The sequence below is a fragment of the Nocardioides sp. genome, assembly GCF_036405735.1.
Taxonomy (GTDB): domain Bacteria; phylum Actinomycetota; class Actinomycetes; order Propionibacteriales; family Nocardioidaceae; genus Nocardioides.
Genome location: NZ_DASWXC010000013.1, coordinates 51,671 through 73,163, shown reverse-complemented (window position 1 = coordinate 73,163; position 21,493 = coordinate 51,671). Strand labels below are relative to the sequence as shown.

Below are 21,493 nucleotides of genomic sequence, written 5' to 3'. Positions count from 1 at the left end.
ACACTCCTGCGCTGGGCGGAATCCGGGCAAATGCAGAGCGCCGACCCTCCCGCTGGTGCGGGTGGGCCGGCGCTGGGAAGCAGCTACTTCTTGCCGTAGCGGGCCTCGAAGCGCGCGACGCGGCCGCCGGTGTCGAGGATCTTCTGCTTGCCGGTGTAGAACGGGTGGCAGTTCGAGCACACGTCGGCGCGGATCACGCCGTCGGTCTTCGTGCTGCGGGTGGTGAACGAGGCACCGCAGGTGCAGGTCACCTGGGTCTCGACGTACTCGGGGTGGATGTCAGCCTTCATGGATTCCTCTTCTCAAGGGGTCCGGGTCGCCACGCGGAGGCGCGACGTGAACCGGAGCCGAACGTGCCAAGGGTAGTCAACGCGACCGGACGGGAGCCAATTCCCGTCCGCCACGTCCGGCCGCGGTAGCGCCGGAGCGGCGGCTCACGCCTCGTCGGCGGCCGGGGTGGTCTTCTGCACCTGCATCAGGAACTCGATGTTGCTCTGCGCCTTGCGCAGCCGCTCCAACAGCAGCTCCAGGGCCTGCTGGCCGTCGAGTCCGGACAGCACCTTGCGGAGCTTCCAGATGATCGCGAGCTCCTCGGGGCTGAGCAGCAGCTCCTCGCGGCGGGTGCCGGACTGGACGACATCGATCGCGGGGAAGAGCCGCTTCTCGGCGAAGTCGCGGCGCAGCCGGATCTCCATGTTCCCGGTGCCCTTGAACTCCTCGAAGATCACCTCGTCCATCTTCGAGCCGCTCTCGATCAGCGCCGTGGCGAGGATCGTCAGGGAGCCGCCGTTCTCGATGTTGCGGGCGGCGCCGAAGAATTTCTTCGGCGGGTACAGCGCCGCGGAGTCGACGCCACCGGAGAGGATCCGGCCGCTGGCGGGAGCGGCCAGGTTGTAGGCCCGCCCCAGCCGCGTGATGCCGTCGAGCAGGACGACGACGTCGTGGCCGAGCTCGACCAGCCGCTTGGCGCGCTCGATGGCGAGCTCGGCGACGATCGTGTGGTCGGTGGCCGGGCGGTCGAAGGTCGAGGAGATGACCTCGCCCTTCACCGAGCGCTCGAAGTCGGTGACCTCCTCGGGCCGCTCGTCGACCAGCACGACCATGAGGTGGCACTCGGGGTTGTTCGCGGTGATGGAGTTGGCGATCGACTGCATCACCATCGTCTTGCCGGCCTTGGCCGGGGAGACGATGAGTCCACGCTGGCCCTTGCCGATCGGCGCGGCGATGTCGATGACCCGGCCGATCATGTTGTCGGGTCCGGTCTCCATCCGCAGCCGCTCGGTGGCGTAGAGCGGCGTCAGCTTGGAGAACTCCACCCGGGTCGTGGCCGTGGCCGGGTCCGCGCCGTTGACGCTGTCGATGCGGACCATCGGGTTGAACTTCTCCTTGCGCTCGCCCTCGCGGGGCTGGCGCACCTGGCCGGTGATGGCGTCACCGCGACGCAGCCCGAGGCGGCGCACCAGCGACATGGAGACGTAGACGTCGTCGGCCCCGGGCAGGTAGCCGCTGGTCCGCACGAACGCGTAGTTGTCGAGGACATCGAGGATGCCCGCGGCCGGGACGAGTACGTCGTCCTCGCGGATCTCGATGTCGACGTCGCCGCGCTCACGTGGCGCGCCGCCGGTCGCGCGCGGCCGGTCGCGGTCACGTCCGCGACGACGCCGGCTGCGGCGGCTCTCGCCGTCGGCTCCGTCGCCGTCGCCGACCTGCTGGCCCTGCTGGCCCTGCTGGCCCTGCTGGTTCTGCTGGTTCTGCTTGCCGTCCTGGGGCTGCTGGCCCTGCTTGCCCTCCTGGGCCGGCTGCTCCCCGCGCTGCTCACCCTGCTGGTTGCCCCGCTGGTTGCCCTGGCGGCCTCCCTGGCCGCGCTGGCCACGGCGCTCCTCGGCGTCCTCGGCCCGGCTCACGTCGGCCGCATCGGCCCGGTCGGCCCCGTCGGCCCGGTCGGCCCGGTCTGGCTGGCCCGAGCGCTCGGCCCGCTCGCTCTGCTCGGTCCGCTCGCTCTGCTCGGCCTGGGCACCGGGCTGGACACCGGGCTGGGCCTGCTCCGCGCGCGCCGCCCGCTTCCGCGCCGGCTTCGCGCCGGCCGAGTCACCCTTGCCGGCCGCCTCGGAGCGCGGCTGCGAGCGGTTGCCGGCCTGCGCCGACTGGGCGGCCTTGATGGCCTCCACCAGCTGCGCCTTCTTCATCGAGCCGGCGCCCGCGATGCCCATGCCGGCGGCCATCGCCTTCAGGTCGGCGAGCAGCAGCGAGTTGAGGCCACCGCCGCGCTTCTTGGCGCCGGTCGCGGCAGCCGCCGCGGTGGTGGAGTCGGTCGTTTCGGTCACGTGAGGTCCTTCCCACGTCGTCACAGCCGGCCGGGCGTCGGCTCCGGCGGCTGACTGGGTGTCAGGGCTTCCCGCGTCTTCGGGCAGGAGTCGCGCACGCGTGCAGTGATGACCTGCAGTCGAGCGCGGGAAGTGGGGTGCGTCCGGGACCGAGCGGTCCGGGAGTGCGTGCGCCGTACCTGCGGCGCGCGATCAATGTATCACCGGTGGGCACCGGGGACGCGGCGCAGGCCAGCACGCACGACTAGGCGTCGACCACGGCGCCGGAGGTGTCGACCGCGAGGTGGCGGGCGGCCCACCCCTCGGGGCACCGGGTGAGCAGCTCCTTGGTCAACGTGGTGTCGGGACCGTCGCTGAACGCCAGCACTGTCGGCCCGGCGCCGGACACGATGGCCGCATGGCCGTCGGCGCGCAGGTCGTCGACCAGGGCGAGGCTGTCGGGCATCGCCGGACGGCGGTAGTCCTGGTGCAGGTAGTCGCGGGTGGCGCGGTGCAGCTGCTCCGGCTGACTCGCGAGCGCGGCGACCAGCAGCGCGGAGCGGCCGGCGTCGGCCGCAGCGTCGGCGTGGGGCACGGCATCGGGCAGCAGGCCGCGGGCCACCTTGGTCTCGACGCCGGTCGGCGGGACGAACACGACGGCGCTCACCCGGGGATCGACGGCGGCACGTACGGCGTAGAAGCCGTCGTCGTCGTGGCCGGAGATCGTGAAGCCGCCGTAGAAGGCCGGGGCGACGTTGTCGGGATGTCCTTCGATCTCGGCCGCGAGCCGGAAGGCGGCGTCGTCGTCGAGCAGCAGCTCGCCGCCCGCGACCAGGGCGCGGGCCAGCACGATCCCGCCGACGATGGCGGCCGAGGACGAGCCCATCCCCCGCGCGTGCGGGATGACGTTGCGGCACCGCAGCCTCAGTCCGGCCGGCTCCCCGCCCATCTGGGCGAAGGCGGCGCGCATGGCGCGGACGACGAGGTGCGTCTCGTCGAGGGGTACGGCGCCCGCGCCCTCCCCGCTGACCTCGATCTCGAGACCGCCGGCCGCGACGCTCGCGGTCAGGGTGTCGCGCAGGTCCAGCGCCAGTCCGAGCGAGTCGTACCCGGGGCCGAGGTTGGCCGAGGTGGCCGGGACGGTGACGGTGACCGGCCCGGGGACGAACCGCACCACCTCAGGCCAGCCCGGCGGCGGCGGCCGCGGCGTCGACGTCGGCGTCCACCACGGTCGGCCGCAGCTCGCCGAAGCCCTCGAGCGCGGTCACGGTGTCCTTGAGGCCATGACCGGTGACCGTGATGACCACGGTCGCGCCGGCGTAGGTCTCCCCCTGGTCCAAGTCCTGCAGCAGCCCGGCCACACCGGCGGCGGACGCCGGCTCGACGAACACGCCGTCGTTGGCGGCCAGCGCCCGCTGGGCGGCCAGGATCTGCTCATCCGACAGCGCCGCGAACCGGCCGCCCGACTCCGCGGCCGCCGCCTCGGCGAGCTTCCAGGAGGCGGGGTTGCCGATCCGGATCGCGGTCGCCTTGGTCTCGGGGTTCGGGAACACCCGGCCGTGCACCAGCGGCGCGGCGCCCTCGGCCTGGTAGGCCCGCATGACAGGGCGCTTCGTGGCACGGCCGAGGTCGGCGTACTGCCGGTAGCCGAGCCAGTAGGCGGAGATGTTGCCGGCGTTGCCGACCGGCAGCAGGTGGAAGTCGGGGGCGTCGCCGAGCCGGTCGACGACCTCGAACGAGGCGGTCTTCTGGCCCTCGAGCCGCACCGGGTTGACGGAGTTCACCAGCGCCACCGGGTAGTGCTCGGCCAGTCCGCGGGAGAGCTTCAGGCAGTCGTCGAAGTTGCCGCGGACCTGGATGACGTGGGCGCCGTGGAGCACGGCCTGGGCCATCTTGCCGGCGGCGATCTTGCCCTCGGGCACCAGCACGACCGGGGTGATCCGCGCCTTGGCGGCGTAGGCGGCCATGGAGGCCGACGTATTGCCGGTGGACGCGCAGACACACGCCTGGGCGCCCTGGTGCACGGCGACGGAGATGGCCGCGGTCATGCCGCGGTCCTTGAAGGAGCCGGTGGGGTTCTGGCCCTCGACCTTGAGCCACACCTGCGCGTCGGCCACCTCGGAGAGCCAGCGTGACTCGACCAGCGGCGTGCCCCCCTCCCCCAGCGTCACCGCCGGGGTGTCGGCGGGGATGTCGAGCAGGTCGCGGTACTCCTCGATGACACCGCGCCACTGATGGGCCGACCCGTGGGACGGCTGGTGGGTGCTCACTCGTGCTCTCCCTCTACCCGCATCACCGAGGTGACGTCGCGGACGATCTCCATGCCGCGCAGGTGGTCCACCGTGGCGGACAGCTGGGCGTCGGTGGCCTCGTGCGAGACCACGACCAGCTGCGCGTCGTCGTCACGACCCTCCTGCCGCACCGTCTGGATCGAGACCCCCTGCTCGGCGAAGGCGGTCGCGACCGCGGCGAGCACGCCGGCGCGGTCGGCGACGTCGAGCGAGACGTGGTAGCGGGTGACGGTCTCCCCCATCGGCAGCACCGCCCGGTCGGCGTACGTCGAGGCCGGCGCGCTGCTGCTGCCGGCCACGAGGTTGCGCGCGACGCTCACCAGGTCGCCGAGGACGGCGCTCGCGGTGGGGGCACCGCCGGCGCCGCGGCCGTAGAACATCAGCTGACCGGCGGCCTCGGACTCCACGAAGACGGCGTTGAACGCGTCGCGGACGCTGGCGAGCGGGTGATGGCGCGGGATCATCACGGGGTGCACCCGCGCGCTCACCGCGCCGTCCTTGAGCTCGGTGATCGCCAGCAGCTTGACGACCGAGCCCATCGCCTTGGCGCTGGCCACGTCCGTGGCCGTGACGTCGGCGATGCCCTCGCGGTGGACGTCGGCAGCCGTCACCCGGGAGTGGAAGGCGAGACTGGCGAGGATCGCGCACTTGGCGGCGGCGTCGAACCCGTCGACGTCGGCCGTCGGGTCGGCCTCGGCGTACCCCAGCTCCTGCGCCTCGGCGAGCGCCTCGTCGAAGCCCGAGCCGTGGGTGTCCATCTTGTCGAGGATGTAGTTCGTGGTGCCGTTGACGATGCCCATCACCCGGGTCACCTTGTCGCCGGCGAGCGAGTCGCGCAGCGGGCGCAGGATCGGGATGGCACCGGCGACGGCGGCCTCGTAGTAGAGGTCGCGGCCGGCCTTCTCGGCGGCCTCGAACAGCGTCGCGCCGTCCTCGGCGAGCAGGGCCTTGTTGGCCGTCACGACGCTCGCCCCGGACTCCAGGGCGGCCAGGATGAGGCTGCGGGCCGGCTCGATCCCGCCGATCACCTCGATGACGACGTCGACGTCGTCGCGGGTGACGAGGGCCTGCGCGTCGGTCGTCAGCAGCTCCGCGGGAAGGTCCACCTCCCGCGGCGCGTCGAGGCGGCGTACGGCGACGCCGACGAGCCGCACGGGCGCTCCGATCCGGGCCGCCAGGTCACCGGACTGCTCCTCGAGCAGTCGGACGACCTGCGATCCGACCGATCCGCAGCCGAGCACGGCGATCCCGAGGGGTCGGCCGGTGCCCGGCCCGGGCTTGTCGCCCTCCGGGGTCTGGTAGGCCATGTCGCTGCTCACCGGACCAGGGTATCGGCGCACGGCCGCCCGCGGTGCCGGACGGTCCGAACGCGGACATCCTTCGCACCGGATGTGCGCCTCCGGACCACCTGACACGAGCGCCGCCCGACGGCAGGATGGCGTCGTGCTCTTCCCCAACGCCGACCTGGACCGGATCGCCGCCGGCGAGGTCGACCTGGCGTTCCGGCGCTGGAAGCGGCCGATGCACGTCGCCGGCGGGCGGCAGCGCACCCGGATCGGCGTGGTGGAGTTCGTCTCGGTCGACGTGGTCGACCCCGCGGCTCTGACGCCGCAGGACGCCGCCCGCGCCGGCACGACGCTGCCGGCGCTGTTGGCCTTCCTCTCGCGCAAGGACGGTGACGTCTACCGGATCGGCGTGCGCTTCGGCGGGGCCGATGAGCGGGCGTCCTTGCGCGAGCGGCTCCCGGACGAGGCGGAGATCGTCGCGCTGCTGGCGCGGCTCGCCGAGATGGACCGGCGCTCCCGTCGCGGCCCGTGGGTCCGGCAGCACCTCGAGCTCATCGAGGCGCGGCCCGCCGAGCTCGCCGAGACGATCGCGGCGAGCATCGGTCGCGAGAAGAAGCCGTTCAAGGCCGACGTACGCCGGCTCAAGGAGCTCGGCCTCACCGAGAGCCTGCCGGTCGGCTACCGGCTCTCGCCGCGCGGGCAGGCGGTGCTGGCCCGGCTGCGGGCGTGAATGCCCATCAAGGTATGCAGGGAAGTGCGCACATCCCTCGCGGAACTCCGCACGGTAGGTGCACCTTCCTCTGCATACCTTGACGAACAGGCAGGCGCTCAGCCGACGTCGGTGGCCAGCAGGTCGTCGACGGTCTCGCGGCGGACGATCACCCGGGCCGCGCCGTCACGGACCGCGACGACGGGCGGGCGCAGGGCGTGGTTGTAGTTCGACGCCATCGAGCGGCCGTAGGCGCCCGTGCCGGGGACGGCGACCAGGTCGCCGGGACGAACGTCGCCGGGCAGGAACTCGTCCTTGACCACGATGTCGCCCGACTCGCAGTGCTTGCCGACCACCCGCGCGAGCACCGGCGCGGCGTCCGAGGCACGGGAGGCGAGGGTGCAGGAGTAGTCGGCGTCGTACAGGGCGGTGCGGATGTTGTCGCTCATGCCGCCGTCGACGCTGACGTAGGTGCGGGTCGCGCCGCCGTCCAGCGAGACCTCCTTGACGGTGCCGACCGTGTAGACGGTGAACATCGCCGGGCCGACGACGGCCCGGCCCGGCTCGATCGAGAGGTGCGGTACGTCGACGCCGAGCGCGCCGCACTCGGCCGCCACGATCCTGATGATCTGCTCGGCCAGCACCGCCGGATCGGCCGGGTCGTCCTGGGTGGTGTACGCGATGCCGAAACCACCGCCGAGATCGAGCTCGGGCATGGCGTGACCCAGCTCGGCCGCGACGCGGGCGTGCAGCGCGAGCACCCGCCGCGCCGCCACCTCCCATCCGGAGGTGTCGAAGATCTGGCTGCCGATGTGGCTGTGCAGGCCACGCAGGTCGAGGCTCCCGGCCGCGAGCACCTGACGCACCGCCTCGAAGGCCGATCCGGAGCTGATCGAGAAGCCGAACTTCTGGTCCTCGTGCGCGGTGGCGATGAACTCGTGCGTGTGCGCCTCCACGCCGGCCGTCACGCGCACCATGACCGGCTGCACGACGCCGAGCTGCGTAGCGATGTCGGCCAGGCGGTCGATCTCCACGATGGAGTCCACGATGATCCGGCCGACGCCCTCGTGCACGGCACGGCGCAGCTCCATCGCGGACTTGTTGTTGCCGTGGTAGCCGATCCGGGCGGGCTCGACCCCGGCCCGCAGCGCGACGGTCAGCTCGCCGTCGGAGCAGACGTCGAGGAACAGCCCCTCCTCCGCGACCCACCGGGCCACCGCCGTACTGATGAACGCCTTGCCGGCGTAGTAGACGTCGCAGCCGGCGAACGCGTCGCGGAAGGCGCGCGCGCGGGCACGGAAGTCGGCCTCGTCGAGCAGGAACGCCGGCGTGTTGACGTTGGCGACGATCTCGGGCACGGACAGGCCCCCGACCTGGAGCACACCGTCGACCTTCGTCGCGGTCCGTGGCCACAGCGAGCCGACCAGCGCATTGACGTCGTCGGGCTCGCGCAGCCAGACGGGCGAGGTGCCGGTGAAGCCGCCCGGCGAGACGTGACCAGCCATCGAGCGCGTCACATCCGCTCCGGTGCCGAGACGCCCAGCAGGCCGAGGCCGTTGGCAAGGACCGTCTGCGTCGCGACCACCAGCACCAGCCGCGCGAGGTTCGTGGCCGTGACCGGCTCGTCGCCCTGCGGCAACATGCGGCACTCGCGGGTGTCGTACCACTTGTTGAAGATCGAGGCCGTGTCCTCGAGGTAGCGCGCGACCCGGTGCGGCTCGCGCAGCTCGGCCGCGCTGGCGACGACCCGCGGGAACTCCGCGAGGGCGCGGAGCAGGTCGCCCTCACGCTCGTGCGAGAGCAGCGCGGGGTCGAAGCCGGGGCCGTCGGCGGACGGCGTCAGGTCCGGCAGCGCCATGCCGAGGTCGGTGGCGTTGCGGACCATCGCGCTCGTGCGCGCATGGGCGTACTGCACGTAGTAGACCGGGTTGTCGTTGGACGCCTTGGTGATCTCGGCGACGTCGAGGGTCAGCGGGCTGTCGGCCGGGTAGCGCGCCAGGGAGTAGCGCAGCGCGTCCACGCCGATCTCCTCCGCGAGCTCGTGCAGCGTCACGATCGTCCCCGCGCGCTTGGAGAGCTTCAGCTCCTGGCCGTCGCGCAGGATCTTGACCAGCTGCCCGATCATCACGTCGAGCGTCTGGTCCGGGTCGTCGCCGACACACGCGGCCATGGCCCGCAGCCGGTTGACGTACCCGTGGTGGTCGGCGCCGAGCAGGTAGATGCAGTGGTCGAAGCCACGCTCGCGCTTGTTGAGGTAGTACGCCGTGTCGGAGGCGAAGTAGGTCAGCTCACCGTCGGACTTGATGAGGACCCGGTCCTTGTCGTCCCCGAAGTCGGTGGTTCGCATCCAGAGCGCACCACCCTCCTCGTAGACGTGGCCGAGCTCCTTGAGCCGCGCCAGCGTCTCCGGCACGGAGCCGCTGTCGTGCAGGGAGAGCTCGGAGAACCACACGTCGAAGTGGGTGTTGAACCCGTCGAGCTGCTGCTGCTGCTCCTTGAGCTGGAGCTCGTAGCCCTTGGCGCGGACCGCGGTCGTCCGCTCGGGCTCGGGCAGCTCGAAGATCCCGGGCGCCGCGTCGGCGACGGCCTTGGCCAGGTCGTCGATGTAGCCGCCGGCGTAGCCGTTCTCCGGGGTCGGCTGGCCGGTCGCGGCCGCGATGATCGAGGCGGCGAAGTGGTTCATCTGCACGCCGCGGTCGTTGATGTAGAACTCGCGGGTGACCTCCGCGCCGGCGGCGGCCAGCACACGGCCGATGGCGTCACCCAGCACCGCCCAGCGGGTGTGGCCCAGGTGGAGCGGTCCGGTGGGGTTGGCCGAGATGAACTCGACGTTGATCCGCTGTCCGGCGAGCGTCCGGCTGGAGCCGTACGACGGGCCGGCGGTCACGACGGCGGCCGCGATCTCGCCCTGCGCGCCGGCTGCGACGCTGATGTTGAGGAAGCCCGGCCCCGCGACCTCGACACCGGCGATGCCGTCGTGCGAGGTGAGCCGCGAGGCGACCAGGTCGGCCAGCGTCCGCGGGTTGGTGCCGGCCTTCTTGGCCAGCTGGAGCGCCACGTTCGTGGCGTAGTCGCCGTGCCCCTTCTGCCGGGGTCGCTCCACCGTCACGCTGCTCGGGACACCGTCGGGAAGCGCGAGCGCGCCTTCGTCCGACAGCGTCGTCAGGACGTCGACGATCGCGCTGGAGAGCTGGTCAGGGGTCACCCGGCAAGCCTAACGGCGCGGTGCCGGTGGCCCCGAACCAGTATCGGCGCCGGAACCCGCGCCCGGTTTCGACGCATCCCTGCGGTGGTTGTAGGGTCATCCACGCACTGGCCACGCCGGTGCGTTGCCTCCGTAGCTCAGGGGATAGAGCACTGGTTTCCGGTACCAGGTGCCGCAGGTTCGAATCCTGCCGGAGGCACCGATCCGACGGGCCCGCGAGAGCGGGCCCGTCGGCATTTCGGCGGTTGTTCGTGCCGCCGTGCCGTGGGTTGCCGCGATCTGGCTGACGGTCGGTCGGTCTCGGGTTAATCTTCGTCACGCTTTTCACACCAGTCACATGTGCACCTCATCGGGAGGCGCCGCGGACGAAGGGCGTGCGCATGGCACGGTTCAGCAAGCATCTCCGACACGTCGCGCGGCTGGCTGCCGCCACGCTGGTGGCCTCGACGGTTCCGGCGGTGGCCATCGGCAGCGCCGCGGCGGCGGACGGGGACGAGCCGGCGGTGGCGTTCTTCACGCCGATCGACGGCCAGAGCGTCCGGCCCGGGGACGTGCACGTGATGCTCGGCGCCGCGACCACCGTGCAGTCCGTGAAGCTGACGGCGACCGGAGGGGCGCCGGGCACCAGCTGCCTGGCCCGCAGTGCTGACGTCTTCGAGACCACGATCACCGCGTCGGCGTCCGGAACGCTGGCCTTGGAGGCCGCCGCGTTCAGTGACGCGGACTGCCTCGTGCCGCTGAACCTGGCCGACCCGCCTGTTCAGGCGAACGTCACCATCTCGCCGAGCGCGACCAGGTTCGCCGAGCCGGACAAGGACCTCAAGGACGACCGCACCGGCGAGACGCTCTGCGGCCCCTTCATCAGGCCCCGGGTCAAGATCGCGAAGGGGACCGGCGATTGCGCCGCGGTGCCGCTCGGGTACTTCACCTCCCGGCTCGACGGCCACACCTATACGCGCACCACAGGCGGGACCACCGGAAGCCTCGACCACCGGGCTGACGCTCCGACGCTCGCGTCCTCCACCGCACCGACGACGGGCGGCACGGCGCCCAGCGGCGGCATCTTCCGCGCCACGCTGACGCTCACACCCGAGCAGGTCGCCGCCCGTCGCGCGGTCATCCGGGTCACCGACGGCACCTCCTCCGAGGCCGTGGAGGCGCCGCTCTACGCCCAGGTCGTGACCCACGTGCGCTCCACCACGGTCCCGGTCGCGGGCGGCGTGGTCATCACCTCGAAGCTGTCCGACCAGTACGGCCAGCCCGTCGTCGGCGCCCCGGCGCGTCTGACCGGCTACGCCAACGGGTCACGCACGCCGGTCGACCAGCTCCTCGCCACCGACGTGAACGGCGACGTGACCTTCGCACCCGTCCCGGCCAACGGCTTCTACATCACGGTCGCCGACGTCGACCTCAACGGCTCGAAGGCCGCCTCCGAGCCGAGCTTCGAGTCGGTCGTCGGCAGGGTGGCCTACGCCGCACCGGGCCGAGCGCTGTACCACAACAACGCCCGCACCAAGGGCGGCAGCGGCACCATCGGAGACTCGCTCCGCGGCACCCGCGCGGCGGCGGCCCGCGGCTACAAGTGGATCGACCAGAACGGGCAGCTCTCGTTCACCACGGCCGCCGTCATGCGCTCCGGCGCGCGCGGGGTGTCCCAGCCCGGCCACCTGACCTGGGTGAACGCGCACGGCGCGCCGTACAACCCGCGGTGGCTGAAGAAGGGCCGCTTCCCGACGCGCGCCTGGTCGGGCATGCGACGACGTGTCGGCCTCCGCAACGCGGACATGACCTTCCAGCAGAACGCCGCCCGCGGCATCTCCGTGGAGTGGGAGGTGAAGAACATCCGGCCCTTCACCAGCCCGCGCGCGCTGAACCTGGCCTTCAGCAGCCTCGCGGCGTCGGCCCGGCGCTACTACGGGCCGGCGTGGCAGAGGCGCGTGGAGATCAAGGTGCTGTCCAACCTCTCCGGCGGACCGACCTACGCCCTGCGGATCCTGAAGGCGGCCCACGCGCACGGCTTCACCACGATGTACCTGGCCCGCGGGGCCGCCACGCGGGTGCAGATCCCCGCCGAGGCGCATGCGTACGTCGACCGCGTCCGCGGCGCCGCCGGCAGCCTGTACGCCTACACGCCGCCGGCGTGGCAGAACGACATCCCAAAGCCCAAGGACGCACCCCTCACCGCCAGCTGAGGTCCGGCGGCCCGACCTTGCGTCGGACCGCCGGACCACGCCAGAGCTGCGATCAGCCCACGCACCTCGTGACGGCGTCGTCCTTGGCGTCGGCGCCCATCCGCTTCGCCTGCTCGGTGAAGGGAAGCACCACGCTGGCACCGCCGACGTTGCCGATGCTGCCCTGCAGCACGCAGGCGCTCACCTTGCCCGGGTCGATGGACGCGAGCAGGTGGCCCAGCCGGTAGAGCTCGGTCGGGGCGAGGTCCGTGGCGAGGTTGCGGGTCACGCTCAGCACGCCCTTGGCGATGAAGCCGGGCTTGCCGGCGCTGTTGCGGACCTTGCGCTGGATGCCCCTGATGACCTTCTGCTGGTTGGCCGAGCGGTCGAAGTCGCCGCGCAGCAAGGCCTTGCGGATCCGCGCGTAGGCGTGGGCCTCGTAGCCGGTGAGCTTGATGCGCCCCTTCTGGAAGCCTCGCTCCTTGAGGTACTGGTCCTCGAAGTAGAACGGGTTGTCGATCCAGATGCCGCCGATGTCGCTGACCAGCTGCTCGAACTTCTTGAACCGCGTGACGAAGACGTAGTCCGGCTCGACGCCGAACAGGTTGCCGACGGTCTCGCCGAGCAGCTTCGGCCCACCGAAGTAGAGCGCCGCGTTGATGCGGTTCGAGCCGTGGCCCGGGATCGGGACCCAGGAGTCACGCGGCACGCCGAGCACCGTGGCGGCGCCGGTGCGGGTGTCGATGCCGACCAGCTGGAGGGCGTCGCCGCGACTGCGCAGCATGTCCTCCCCCGGGCGCGCGTCGGAGCCGACCGCGAGGACCCACAGCATGTCCTTGCCGATGTCGACCGTCGCGGCGTGCTCGGTGGCGACCAGGACGCTGTCCGGCGTGCGGTGGGTGGCGTCGGGCAGCGCGACCGCCGTCAGACCGAGGACGGCGGCCAGGGCCGTCGTGACCGCGACCCGTCGGCCGAGCCCCCGAGCGAGCCGAGCAGGGATCATGCGGGCCATCACTGGGCCTCCTCGCCGGTCGGGGGCGCCGCCGGGGCGGTGCCGGTCGTGCTGGTGATGTCGAAGCCGAAGATCTTCCAGGTGCCCTCGGCGGGGGTCAGGTCGAGGCGTCCGGTGACCTGCTGCGGGCCGGTGAGGGTCCCGGTGGTCTCGAAGGTGAGGTTGACGACCGCGGTGACGCCGGCGGGCTGGCCGCGCACGGCGAGCACGTCCAGCCCGACCTCCCGGGCGGTGGCCTCCGCAGCCTCGATCCGGTCGGCGATGGGGGCGCTCGTCATGCCCGGGAGGCGCTGGGCCTTCGCCGCGGCGCCGGGCGTGAAGCCGGCGAACGCGGGAGCGAAGTCGGCGCGGGGGAACTCACCCAGGTACGCGGCGTCGATCCAGCCGTCGACCACCGCGGTGACGGCCTCGGCGACCGCGTCCTGGCCGGCCTGGTCGAGCCGGCCGGTCAGGGCGGCGATCGTGGTCTCGGTGGCCAGCGGTCCCTCGGGTCCGGCCGTCCCCGACGGGGCGGCATCCTCGTCCGTCGTACCGCCCGTGCAGGCGCTCAGCAGCGCGCCGGCGACCAGGGTCGCGGCCAGCGTTGCTGACAGCGACCGGAGTGGTCGCGCCACCCGGCCGCAGGGGTGCGCCGGAGCCGGCGCAACGCGGGAAAATCTCATTGCTAACGATCCAATCGTGTGGGGTGCACGACACCTTGCCTGAAAGGGGCACCCATCTCCTGCATTTGCTAGGGCGTGGGTCTAGCCTTGAGGACCGGAAAACGTTCCGGCCCCATCCCCCGTCGCGCGCTCATCCGGAAGAGGCGAATCAAGCCGTGCCGCAGCCCTCAGGCAGCAACCCATCCTCCACTGACATCCCCGCAGAGTTCGGAGCCAACGAGTGGCTCGTGGAGGAGATGTACGACCAGTACCAGAAGGACCCGGCCAGCGTTGATCCCGTGTGGGTCCGCTTCTTCGAGGCCGGTGGCACCCCCGCCAACGGCGCTCCGGCCCAGCCGAGCCAGCCGGCCCAGCAGGCCCAGCCGGCGAACCGTACGCCGGCCGCGGCCCCCGCCGCCCCGGCTGCTGCCGCGCCGGCCCCCGTCGCCAAGCCGCGCCCGGACAACACCAAGGCCGCCGAGCCGGCGAAGGGCACCACCAACCCGGTGCCGAAGGAGTCCCCCGCTCCCGCGCCGGCCGCGGCCACCGACCAGCCGTCGTACACCGTGCTGCGCGGCGCCCCGGCCCGCACCGCCCAGAACATGGACGTCTCGCTGACCGTCCCCACCGCCACCTCGGTGCGCTCGGTGCCGGTCAAGCTGCTGTGGGACAACCGCACCGTCATCAACAACCACCTCGCCCGCGCCCGCGGCGGCAAGGTGTCGTTCACCCACCTCATCGGCTACGCGCTGGTGCAGGCGGTCAAGGCGATGCCCTCGATGAACGTCGGCTACGACGTCGTCGACGGCAAGCCCAACCTCATCACCCCGGCTCACATCAACCTCGGCCTCGCCATCGACGTCCCGAAGCCCGACGGCTCCCGCCAGCTGCTCGTCCCGAGCATCAAGGCCGCCGAGACGATGGACTTCGCGGCGTTCTGGACCGCCTACGAGGACCTCGTCCGCAAGGCCCGCGACGGCAAGCTGACCGTCGAGGACTTCCAGGGCACCTCGATCTCGCTGACCAACCCCGGCGGCATCGGCACCGTGCACTCCGTGCCGCGCCTGATGAAGGGCCAGGGCGCCATCATCGGCGTCGGCGCGATGGAGTACCCCGCCGAGTGGCAGGGCGCGTCGGCCGACACCATCGCCAAGAACGGCATCAGCAAGGTCATGACGCTGACCTCGACGTACGACCACCGCGTCATCCAGGGCGCGCAGTCGGGCGAGTTCCTCAAGGTCATGCACGAGCTGCTGCTGGGCCGCAACGGCTTCTACGACGAGATCTTCCGCTCGCTGCGGATCCCGTACCTCCCGATCCGCTGGGCCCAGGACGTCGCGACCAGCCACGACGACCAGATCAGCAAGCAGGCCCGCGTCCTGGAGCTGATCCACGCCTTCCGGGTCCGCGGTCACATGATGGCCGACACCGACCCGCTCGAGTACAAGCAGCGCAGCCACCCCGACCTGGAGGTCGAGTCGCACGGGCTGACCCTGTGGGACCTCGACCGCGAGTTCCCGACCGGCTCCTTCGGCAGCGCCGACAAGCCGTTCATGAAACTGCGCGACATCCTCGGCATCCTGCGTGACTCCTACGTCCGGACCACCGGCATCGAGTACATGCACATCCAGGACCCCGAGCAGCGGCAGTGGATCCAGCAGCGGGTCGAGCGGCCGCACGAGAAGACGCCGCGCGAGGAGCAGCTGCGCATCCTGCTCAAGCTCAACCAGGCCGAGGCGTTCGAGACCTTCCTGCAGACCAAGTTCGTCGGGCAGAAGCGGTTCTCGCTCGAGGGCGGGGAGACCACCATCCCGGTGGTCGACGAGATCTGCGAGGCCGCGGCCGAGGCAGGTCTGGACGAGGTCACGATCGGCATGGCCCACCGCGGCCGGCTCAACGTGCTGGCCAACATCGTCGGCAAGTCCTACAACCAGATCTTCCGTGAGTTCGAGGGCAACATCGACCCGCGCACGGTCCAGGGCTCCGGCGACGTGAAGTACCACCTCGGCGCCGAGGGCGAGTTCGAGGCCGGCACGGGCGACCAGATCAAGGTGTCGGTGGCGGCCAACCCGTCGCACCTCGAGACCGTCGACCCGGTGCTCGAGGGCATCGCCCGCGCCAAGCAGGACGTGCTGAACCGGGGCGAGGAGTTCCCGGTCCTGCCGCTCCTGCTGCACGGCGACGCGGCGTTCGCCGGCCAGGGCGTGGTCGCCGAGACGCTCAACCTCTCCCAGCTGCGCGGCTACCGCACCGGCGGCACGATCCACCTGGTCATCAACAACCAGGTCGGGTTCACCACCTCCCCCGGCTCCTCGCGCAGCTCGCTGTACTGCACCGACGTCGCCCGGATGGTCCAGGCGCCGATCTTCCACGTCAACGGCGACGACCCCGAGGCGTGCGTCCGGGTGGCGCGGCTGGCGTTCGAGTACCGCCAGGCGTTCAACAAGGACGTCGTCATCGACCTGGTCTGCTACCGCCGCCGAGGTCACAACGAGGGCGACGACCCGAGCTACACGCAGCCGCTGATGTACGACCTCATCGAGCAGAAGCGCTCGGTGCGCAAGCTCTACACCGAGTCCCTCGTCGGCCGTGGTGACATCACGATCGAGGAGGCCGAGGCGGTCCTGCGCGACTACCAGCAGCAGCTGGAGCGGGTCTTCACCGAGGTCCGCGAGGCCGACTCCACCCCGGAGGCGTGGACCACCGTCCCCGACTACCCCGAGAAGACCGTCGGCCAGGCGCACACCGCGATCTCCCCCGAGGTCATGAAGCGGATCGCCGACGCCTACGTCACGCCGCCCAGCGGCTTCACCGTCCACCCGAAGGTGATGCCCCAGCTGCAGCGGCGGGCGACCTCGATCACCGAGGGCAACATCGACTGGGGCACCGGCGAGATCCTCGCCTTCGGCTCCCTGCTCATGGAGGGCCGCCCGGTCCGCCTGGCCGGCCAGGACTCGCGGCGCGGCACCTTCGTGCAGCGGTTCGCGACGATCATCGACCGCCACAACGCCGACGAGTGGACCCCGCTGTCCAACCTCAGCGAGGACCAGTCGAAGTTCTACGTCTACGACTCGCTGCTCTCCGAGTACGCCGCGCTCGGCTTCGAGTACGGCTACTCGGTGGCCCGCCCCGACGCCCTCGTGCTCTGGGAGGCCCAGTTCGGCGACTTCGTCAACGGCGCCCAGACGGTGATCGACGAGTACATCACCTCCGGCCGCACCAAGTGGGGACAGGACTCCGGCGTCGTGCTGCTGCTGCCGCACGGGTACGAGGGCCAGGGCCCGGACCACTCCTCGGCCCGGATCGAGCGGTTCCTGCAGATGGCCGCCGACGACGCGTTCGTCGCCGCGCAGCCGTCGTCCCCGGCGTCCTACTTCCACCTGCTGCGCCAGCACTCGCTCGGCGAGGAGCACCGCCCGCTGGTCGTCTTCACGCCGAAGTCGATGCTCAAGCGCAAGGAGGCCGCCTCGAAGCCGGCTGACTTCACCTCCGGCACGTTCCGTGCGGTCATCGGTGACGACGCCGCCGACCCGAGCAAGGTCACCACGCTGCTGCTCTGCTCGGGCCGCGTCACCTGGGACCTGATGGTGGAGCGGACCAAGCGGGACAACGGCGAGGCGTTCGCGATCGCGCGGGTCGAGCAGCTCTACCCGTGGCCGATCGAGGAGCTCAAGGCCGAGATCGCGAAGTACCCGAACCTGACCACGGTCCGCTGGGTGCAGGACGAGCCGGTCAACCAGGGCCCGTGGCCGACGTACGCGCTGAGCGTGCTGCCGGAGCTCGGCGTCGAGGTCGAGCCGGTCACCCGGATCGCGTCGACGACCACCGCCGTCGGCACGGTCAAGCGCCACCTGGCCGAGCAGGCCGAGCTGATCGGTCGCGCATTCGCGTAAGCAGCGGGAAAGACACCGCAGCGGCCCCCGGGGAACACCCCGGGGGCCGCTGCGCTTCGTGGTGGACTACGCCCATGGGACTCGCCGCCGACCTCGACTACCGCTTCCCGAACCCCGGCCCACTGCGCCGGCTGGTGCAGCGGGTCGCCGCCACCCGGGCGGGTGGATGGGTGTTCTCGCGGGTGCTGCGGCACCTCGACGACGTGGTCAAACGACTCAGCCGCGGCCGCACCAGTGCGCCGGAGATCCTGGCCGGGCTGCCGGTGCTCGAGCTGGCCACCACGGGGCGACGCTCGGGGCAGGTCCGTACCTCCCACCTGATCGCGCTGCCCTGCGGCGCCGACCTGGCGCTGCTCGGCACGAACTTCGGCCAGCCGGCCACGCCCGCGTGGGTCTTGAACCTCGAGGCCGACCCGAAGGCGACGGTCTCCTACCAATCGCGCAGCGTCACGGTGCTGGCGCGGCCGGCTTCGCAGCAGGAGTACGACGAGGTGCTGCGCGCATCGGACCGCATCTATCCCGGCTACCGCGCCTACCTGCGGCGGATCACCGGCCGGCGCGTGCGGATCTTCGTCCTGGCCCGCTCGGCGTAGCCCGGACGTCGTCGTCGGAGCGCGGTGCCGCCTGGGAGAATGAGCCCATGTACTTCACCGACCGCGGCATCGAGGAGCTGGACAAGCGCCGGGGAGACGAGGAGGTCACGCTCGCGTGGCTCGCCGAGCAGCTGCAGGCGTTCGTCGACACTCATCCCGAGTTCGAGACCGCCGTCGAGCGGCTCGCCACGTGGCTGGCACGACTCGACGACCCGGAGGACTGAGCCTCGGCCCGGCACCCTCCGAGCGTCCTCAGGTGCCCGGACGCTGGACGAGCGGGCGGACGGTGACCTCGGGGATGGTCGCGTCGGCCGGCAGGTCCAGCACGTGCAGGATCGTGTCGGCCACCGTCTCGGGGCGGATCCAGCGCGAGGCGTCGTAGACCCCGCCCTCCTGCTCGTGGACCTTCTGCTGCATCGGCGTCGCCGTCCGGCTCGGGAAGACGGTGCTGACCCGCACGCCGTGCGGCAGCTCCTCGGCCCGCAGAGCGTCGGCGGCCGCACGCAGACCGAACTTCGAGGCGGCGTACGCCGACCAGCCGGCGCTCGCCACCAGGCCGGCCGAGGAGTTCACGAACAGGACCAGTCCCCGCGCCCCGCGTACGGCCGGAAGGGCTTGGCGGGTGAGCAGGAGCGGCGCGACCAGGTTGACGTCGAGCTGCTCACGCAGCTGGGCGGGCTCGAGGTCCGACACGGGCGCGAGGTCGACCACCCCGGCGACGTGCAGCACCGAGTCGAGCCGGTCGGGCAGCTCCAGAGCGGTGACCGCGGCGGCGTCGGCCAGGTCGGCGACCAGCGTCGTCGCGCCGGGGTAGCGGCTGCCGAGCTGTGCGGCCCTCTCCTCGTTGCGGGCGACGAGGAGCAGGCGGTCGCCGCGGGCGTGCAGCCGGTCGGCGACCGCGGCGCCGATGCCGGAGCCCGCGCCGGTGACCAGGTGGGTGGCCATCAGCGCGTGAAGACGATCTTGCCGAACACGTCGCCCTGCTGCAGGGCGGCGAAGCCGTCGCGCGCCTTCTCCATCGGCAGGGTCCGGTCGATGAGCGGGCGCACGCCGGTGGCGTCCATCATCGCGACGAGCGAGGCCAGCTCCGCGCGGGTGCCCATGGTGGAGCCGATGATTCTCAGCTGCAGGAAGAAGACGTGGGTGAGCATCGCGTCGTCGAGGTTCGGCCCGGACGTGGTTCCGGAGATCACGATGGCACCACCCGGACGCAGCGAGCGCACCGAGTGCTCCCATGTGGCGCGCCCTACGGTCTCCATCACGGCGTCGACCTTCGTCGGCAGCCGCTCCCCCGACGCGAGCACCTCGTGGGCACCGATCTCGAGCGCGCGCGCCCGCTTGGCCTCGTCACGGCTGGTCGCGTAGACCTTCAGGCCGGCCGCTCTGGCCAGCACGATCAGGGCGGTGGCGACCCCGCCGCCGGCACCCTGCACGAGCACGCTGTCACCCGCCTTGAGGCCTCCCTGGGTGAAGAGCATGCGGTACGCCGTCAGCCAGGCCGTCGGCAGGCACGCGGCCTCCTCGAAGGACAGTCCCGCGGGCTTCGGCACCACGTTGCGGCGCGGCACGACGACCCTGTCGGCGAAGGTGCCCTGGTGCTTCTCGGAGAGCAGGGAGCGCCGGGGGTCGGTGGTCTCGTCACCGGACCAGTCCGGGGAGCTGATCACGGAGTGCACCACGACCTCGTTGCCGTCCTCGTCGAGGCCGGCGGCGTCGCAGCCGAGGATCATCGGCAGCAGGTCGGACTTCAGGCCCTGACCGCGCAGCGACCACAGGTCGTGATGGTTGAGACTGGCGGCCTTGACCGTGACCGTCGTCCACCCGTCGGGGGCGACCGGGTCGGGCCGCTCGCCCAGTACGAGCCCGCTGAGCGGGTCCTCTCGGTTGATCGACTCTGCGTAGACGGCGAACATGCGGACAACCTAGCGGCCGTCACCGAACCCCCGACTCGGCCCTCCAGAACCCGGGATTGGACCCACGGGAACCCGGGTCTCGACCCACGGAAACCCGGGACTCGACCCACGGGAACCCGGGTTTCGACCCACGGGAACCCGGGGGTCGACGGGTTCAGGCGCGGGCGACGCCGTCGGTGCGGGCGGCCTCGGCGACGGCGGCCGCCACGGCGGGACCGACCCGGGGGTCGAACGGCGAGGGGACGATGAAGTCCTCGGCGAGATCGCGGCCGACGAGGTCGGCCAGCGCCTCGGCGGCGGCCAGCTTCATGCCCTCGGTGATCGCGGTCGCGCGGGCGTCGAAGGCGCCGCGGAAGATGCCTGGGAACGCCAGCACGTTGTTGATCTGGTTCGGGAAGTCCGAGCGACCGGTGGCGACGACGCGGGCGTGGCGGTGGGCCACCTCGGGGTGGACCTCGGGGTTCGGGTTCGCCATGGCGAAGATGATGGCCTCGGGCGCCATCGTCGCGACGACCTCCTCCGGCACGCTGCCGCCGGACACGCCGATGTACACGTCGGCGTCCTCCAGCGCCTCGGCCAGCGTCCCGGTGCGGCCGGTGCGGTCGGCGGTGAGCTCGGCCAGCGCCCGCTTGACCGGGGTGAGGTCGCTGCGGTCGGAGCTGACCACGCCCTTGCGGTCGGTGACCGCCAGATCCTTGATGCCGGCCTCGATGAGGATCTTGGCGATCGCGACGCCGGCGGCGCCGGCCCCGGAGATGACGACGCGCGTCGACTCCGGGTTGCGGCCGGTCAGCTTGAGCGCGTTGGTCAGCGCGGCCAGCGTGACGACGGCGGTGCCGTGCTGGTCGTCGTGGAAGACGGGGATGTCGAGGCGCTCCTTGAGGCGGTCCTCGATCTCGAAGCACCGCGGCGCGGAGATGTCCTCGAGGTTGATGCCGCCGAAGCTGGGCGCCATCCGGACGACCGTCTCGACGATCTCGTCGACGTCGGTGGTGTCCAGGCAGATCGGGATGCCGTCCACGCCACCGAACTGCTTGAAGAGCACCGCCTTGCCCTCCATCACCGGCATCGCGGCCGACGGGCCGATGTCTCCCAGACCCAGGACGGCGGTCCCGTCGGTCACGACCGCGACGGTGTTGGGCACCCAGGTGTAGTGCTGGGTGAGCGAGGGGTCCTCCGCGATGGCGGTGCAGACCCGGGCGACGCCGGGCGTGTACGCCTTGGAGAGGTCGTCCTTGTCGACGAGCGGTGCGGTGAGGGCCACCTCGAGCTTGCCCCCGAGGTGGAGGTCGAAGACGGGGTCGCCGGCGTACGGCAGGGGGTGCTCGGTGTGCGTGGGGATCATGCTGATCACGGACCTTCGGTGCATCGCTGGGGAACAGGCGGCTCGACGCGAAAGGCGAAGGGTGATCGGTCGCGGAACCTCGACAGGGATGTTGGCCCTCACCAGCAGTCTGTCACGGCCTCCGCGCAGGC

Annotated in this window: 17 protein-coding genes and 1 tRNA gene; 6 read left to right on the top strand and 12 right to left on the bottom strand. The window is 71.7% G+C overall.

The features are described 5' to 3' along the window. Positions 1 to 83 precede the first annotated feature (83 nt). The 5 genes from rpmE to VGE38_RS01990 all read right to left on the bottom strand — a co-directional run bounded on the left by rpmE (position 84) and on the right by VGE38_RS01990 (position 5,901). Positions 84 to 290, bottom strand: a complete 207-nt coding sequence (gene rpmE / locus VGE38_RS02010; RefSeq protein ID WP_331140853.1) for a 50S ribosomal protein L31 — start codon at positions 288 to 290, stop codon at positions 84 to 86. A gap of 144 nt (positions 291 to 434) precedes the next feature. Next, positions 435 to 2,324 (bottom strand): transcription termination factor Rho, encoded by a 1,890-nt coding sequence (gene rho, locus VGE38_RS02005; protein ID WP_331140852.1) that lies wholly within the window; start codon positions 2,322 to 2,324, stop codon positions 435 to 437. A 244-nt stretch (positions 2,325 to 2,568) separates the two neighbouring features. Beyond that, positions 2,569 to 3,477: a homoserine kinase gene (gene thrB, locus VGE38_RS02000; protein ID WP_331140851.1), complete on the bottom strand. Its 909-nt coding sequence runs from the start codon at positions 3,475 to 3,477 to the stop codon at positions 2,569 to 2,571. Positions 3,478 to 3,481: 4 nt separating this feature from the next. After that, a complete protein-coding gene (gene thrC, locus VGE38_RS01995) occupies positions 3,482 to 4,573 on the bottom strand; it encodes a threonine synthase (RefSeq protein WP_331140850.1) in 1,092 nt (363 codons plus the stop codon). Beyond that, positions 4,570 to 5,901, bottom strand: a complete 1,332-nt coding sequence (locus tag VGE38_RS01990; protein WP_331140925.1) for a homoserine dehydrogenase — start codon at positions 5,899 to 5,901, stop codon at positions 4,570 to 4,572. Before VGE38_RS01990 ends, thrC begins: the two co-directional genes overlap by 4 nt. 136 nt (positions 5,902 to 6,037) lie before the next feature. On the opposite strand from VGE38_RS01990, the gene VGE38_RS01985 reads away from it, so the two are divergent. Then, positions 6,038 to 6,610 carry a hypothetical protein gene (locus VGE38_RS01985; RefSeq protein WP_331140849.1) on the top strand — a complete coding sequence of 191 codons (573 nt, stop codon included), beginning with the start codon at positions 6,038 to 6,040 and terminating at the stop codon, positions 6,608 to 6,610. A 98-nt stretch (positions 6,611 to 6,708) separates the two neighbouring features. Here VGE38_RS01985 and lysA read toward each other — a convergent pair whose 3' ends face one another. Together lysA and argS are read right to left on the bottom strand one after the other, a co-directional pair. After that, the gene (gene lysA, locus VGE38_RS01980) at positions 6,709 to 8,094 is read right to left on the bottom strand and encodes a diaminopimelate decarboxylase (protein WP_331140848.1); all 1,386 of its coding nucleotides are present in this window, start codon (positions 8,092 to 8,094) and stop codon (positions 6,709 to 6,711) included. A gap of 8 nt (positions 8,095 to 8,102) precedes the next feature. Then, a complete protein-coding gene (gene argS / locus VGE38_RS01975; protein ID WP_331140847.1) occupies positions 8,103 to 9,794 on the bottom strand; it encodes an arginine--tRNA ligase in 1,692 nt (563 codons plus the stop codon). 126 nt (positions 9,795 to 9,920) lie between these two features. On the opposite strand from argS, the gene VGE38_RS01970 reads away from it, so the two are divergent. Both VGE38_RS01970 and VGE38_RS01965 read left to right on the top strand, forming a co-directional pair. After that, a tRNA-Arg gene (locus tag VGE38_RS01970) sits at positions 9,921 to 9,993 on the top strand. Between the two features lie 181 nt (positions 9,994 to 10,174). Further along, entirely contained in the window at positions 10,175 to 11,986 is a 1,812-nt protein-coding gene (locus VGE38_RS01965; RefSeq protein ID WP_331140846.1) for a hypothetical protein, read from the top strand. A 52-nt stretch (positions 11,987 to 12,038) separates the two neighbouring features. On the opposite strand, the gene VGE38_RS01960 is transcribed toward VGE38_RS01965, so the two are convergent. Both VGE38_RS01960 and VGE38_RS01955 read right to left on the bottom strand, forming a co-directional pair. Next, the gene (locus VGE38_RS01960; protein ID WP_331140845.1) at positions 12,039 to 12,977 is read right to left on the bottom strand and encodes an LCP family protein; all 939 of its coding nucleotides are present in this window, start codon (positions 12,975 to 12,977) and stop codon (positions 12,039 to 12,041) included. Continuing rightward, positions 12,977 to 13,639 (bottom strand): hypothetical protein, encoded by a 663-nt coding sequence (locus tag VGE38_RS01955; protein WP_331140844.1) that lies wholly within the window; start codon positions 13,637 to 13,639, stop codon positions 12,977 to 12,979. Before VGE38_RS01955 ends, VGE38_RS01960 begins: the two co-directional genes overlap by 1 nt. A 155-nt stretch (positions 13,640 to 13,794) precedes the next feature. On the opposite strand from VGE38_RS01955, the gene VGE38_RS01950 reads away from it, so the two are divergent. The 3 genes from VGE38_RS01950 to VGE38_RS01940 all read left to right on the top strand — a co-directional run bounded on the left by VGE38_RS01950 (position 13,795) and on the right by VGE38_RS01940 (position 18,328). Further along, positions 13,795 to 17,511, top strand: coding sequence for a multifunctional oxoglutarate decarboxylase/oxoglutarate dehydrogenase thiamine pyrophosphate-binding subunit/dihydrolipoyllysine-residue succinyltransferase subunit (locus VGE38_RS01950; protein WP_331140843.1), 3,717 nt, complete (start codon positions 13,795 to 13,797; stop codon positions 17,509 to 17,511). 74 nt (positions 17,512 to 17,585) lie between these two features. Then, a complete protein-coding gene (locus VGE38_RS01945; RefSeq protein ID WP_331140842.1) occupies positions 17,586 to 18,104 on the top strand; it encodes a nitroreductase family deazaflavin-dependent oxidoreductase in 519 nt (172 codons plus the stop codon). Positions 18,105 to 18,151: 47 nt separating this feature from the next. Further along, positions 18,152 to 18,328, top strand: a complete 177-nt coding sequence (locus VGE38_RS01940) for a DUF6104 family protein (RefSeq protein ID WP_331140841.1) — start codon at positions 18,152 to 18,154, stop codon at positions 18,326 to 18,328. 28 nt (positions 18,329 to 18,356) lie between these two features. Here the strand turns inward: VGE38_RS01940 and VGE38_RS01935 are convergent, their stop codons facing one another. From VGE38_RS01935 to VGE38_RS01925, 3 genes are all read right to left on the bottom strand, one after another. Then, on the bottom strand, positions 18,357 to 19,049 hold the full coding sequence (locus VGE38_RS01935; protein WP_331140840.1) for an SDR family oxidoreductase: 693 nt from the start codon (positions 19,047 to 19,049) through the stop codon (positions 18,357 to 18,359). Further along, positions 19,049 to 20,017: a zinc-binding dehydrogenase gene (locus VGE38_RS01930; protein WP_331140839.1), complete on the bottom strand. Its 969-nt coding sequence runs from the start codon at positions 20,015 to 20,017 to the stop codon at positions 19,049 to 19,051. The genes VGE38_RS01935 and VGE38_RS01930 overlap by 1 nt, the downstream gene beginning before the upstream one ends. A 154-nt stretch (positions 20,018 to 20,171) precedes the next feature. Beyond that, a complete protein-coding gene (locus tag VGE38_RS01925) occupies positions 20,172 to 21,362 on the bottom strand; it encodes an NAD(P)-dependent malic enzyme (RefSeq protein WP_331140924.1) in 1,191 nt (396 codons plus the stop codon). Between the last annotated feature and the right edge of the window lie 131 nt (positions 21,363 to 21,493).

Excerpts from the sequence above, each read along its gene's own strand:
- VGE38_RS01955 (WP_331140844.1), bottom strand. The coding sequence starts at position 13,639 with ATGAGATTTTCCCGCGTTGCGCCGGCTCCGGCGCACCCCTGCGGCCGG.
- VGE38_RS01930 (WP_331140839.1), bottom strand. The coding sequence starts at position 20,017 with ATGTTCGCCGTCTACGCAGAGTCGATCAACCGAGAGGACCCGCTCAGC.
- VGE38_RS01925 (WP_331140924.1), bottom strand. The coding sequence starts at position 21,362 with ATGATCCCCACGCACACCGAGCACCCCCTGCCGTACGCCGGCGACCCC.
- rpmE (WP_331140853.1), bottom strand. The coding sequence starts at position 290 with ATGAAGGCTGACATCCACCCCGAGTACGTCGAGACCCAGGTGACCTGC.
- VGE38_RS01960 (WP_331140845.1), bottom strand. The coding sequence starts at position 12,977 with ATGGCCCGCATGATCCCTGCTCGGCTCGCTCGGGGGCTCGGCCGACGG.
- VGE38_RS01990 (WP_331140925.1), bottom strand. The coding sequence starts at position 5,901 with ATGGCCTACCAGACCCCGGAGGGCGACAAGCCCGGGCCGGGCACCGGC.
- VGE38_RS01965 (WP_331140846.1), top strand. The coding sequence starts at position 10,175 with ATGGCACGGTTCAGCAAGCATCTCCGACACGTCGCGCGGCTGGCTGCC.
- lysA (WP_331140848.1), bottom strand. The coding sequence starts at position 8,094 with ATGGCTGGTCACGTCTCGCCGGGCGGCTTCACCGGCACCTCGCCCGTC.
- VGE38_RS01935 (WP_331140840.1), bottom strand. The coding sequence starts at position 19,049 with ATGGCCACCCACCTGGTCACCGGCGCGGGCTCCGGCATCGGCGCCGCG.
- VGE38_RS01940 (WP_331140841.1), top strand. The coding sequence starts at position 18,152 with ATGTACTTCACCGACCGCGGCATCGAGGAGCTGGACAAGCGCCGGGGA.
- VGE38_RS01945 (WP_331140842.1), top strand. The coding sequence starts at position 17,586 with ATGGGACTCGCCGCCGACCTCGACTACCGCTTCCCGAACCCCGGCCCA.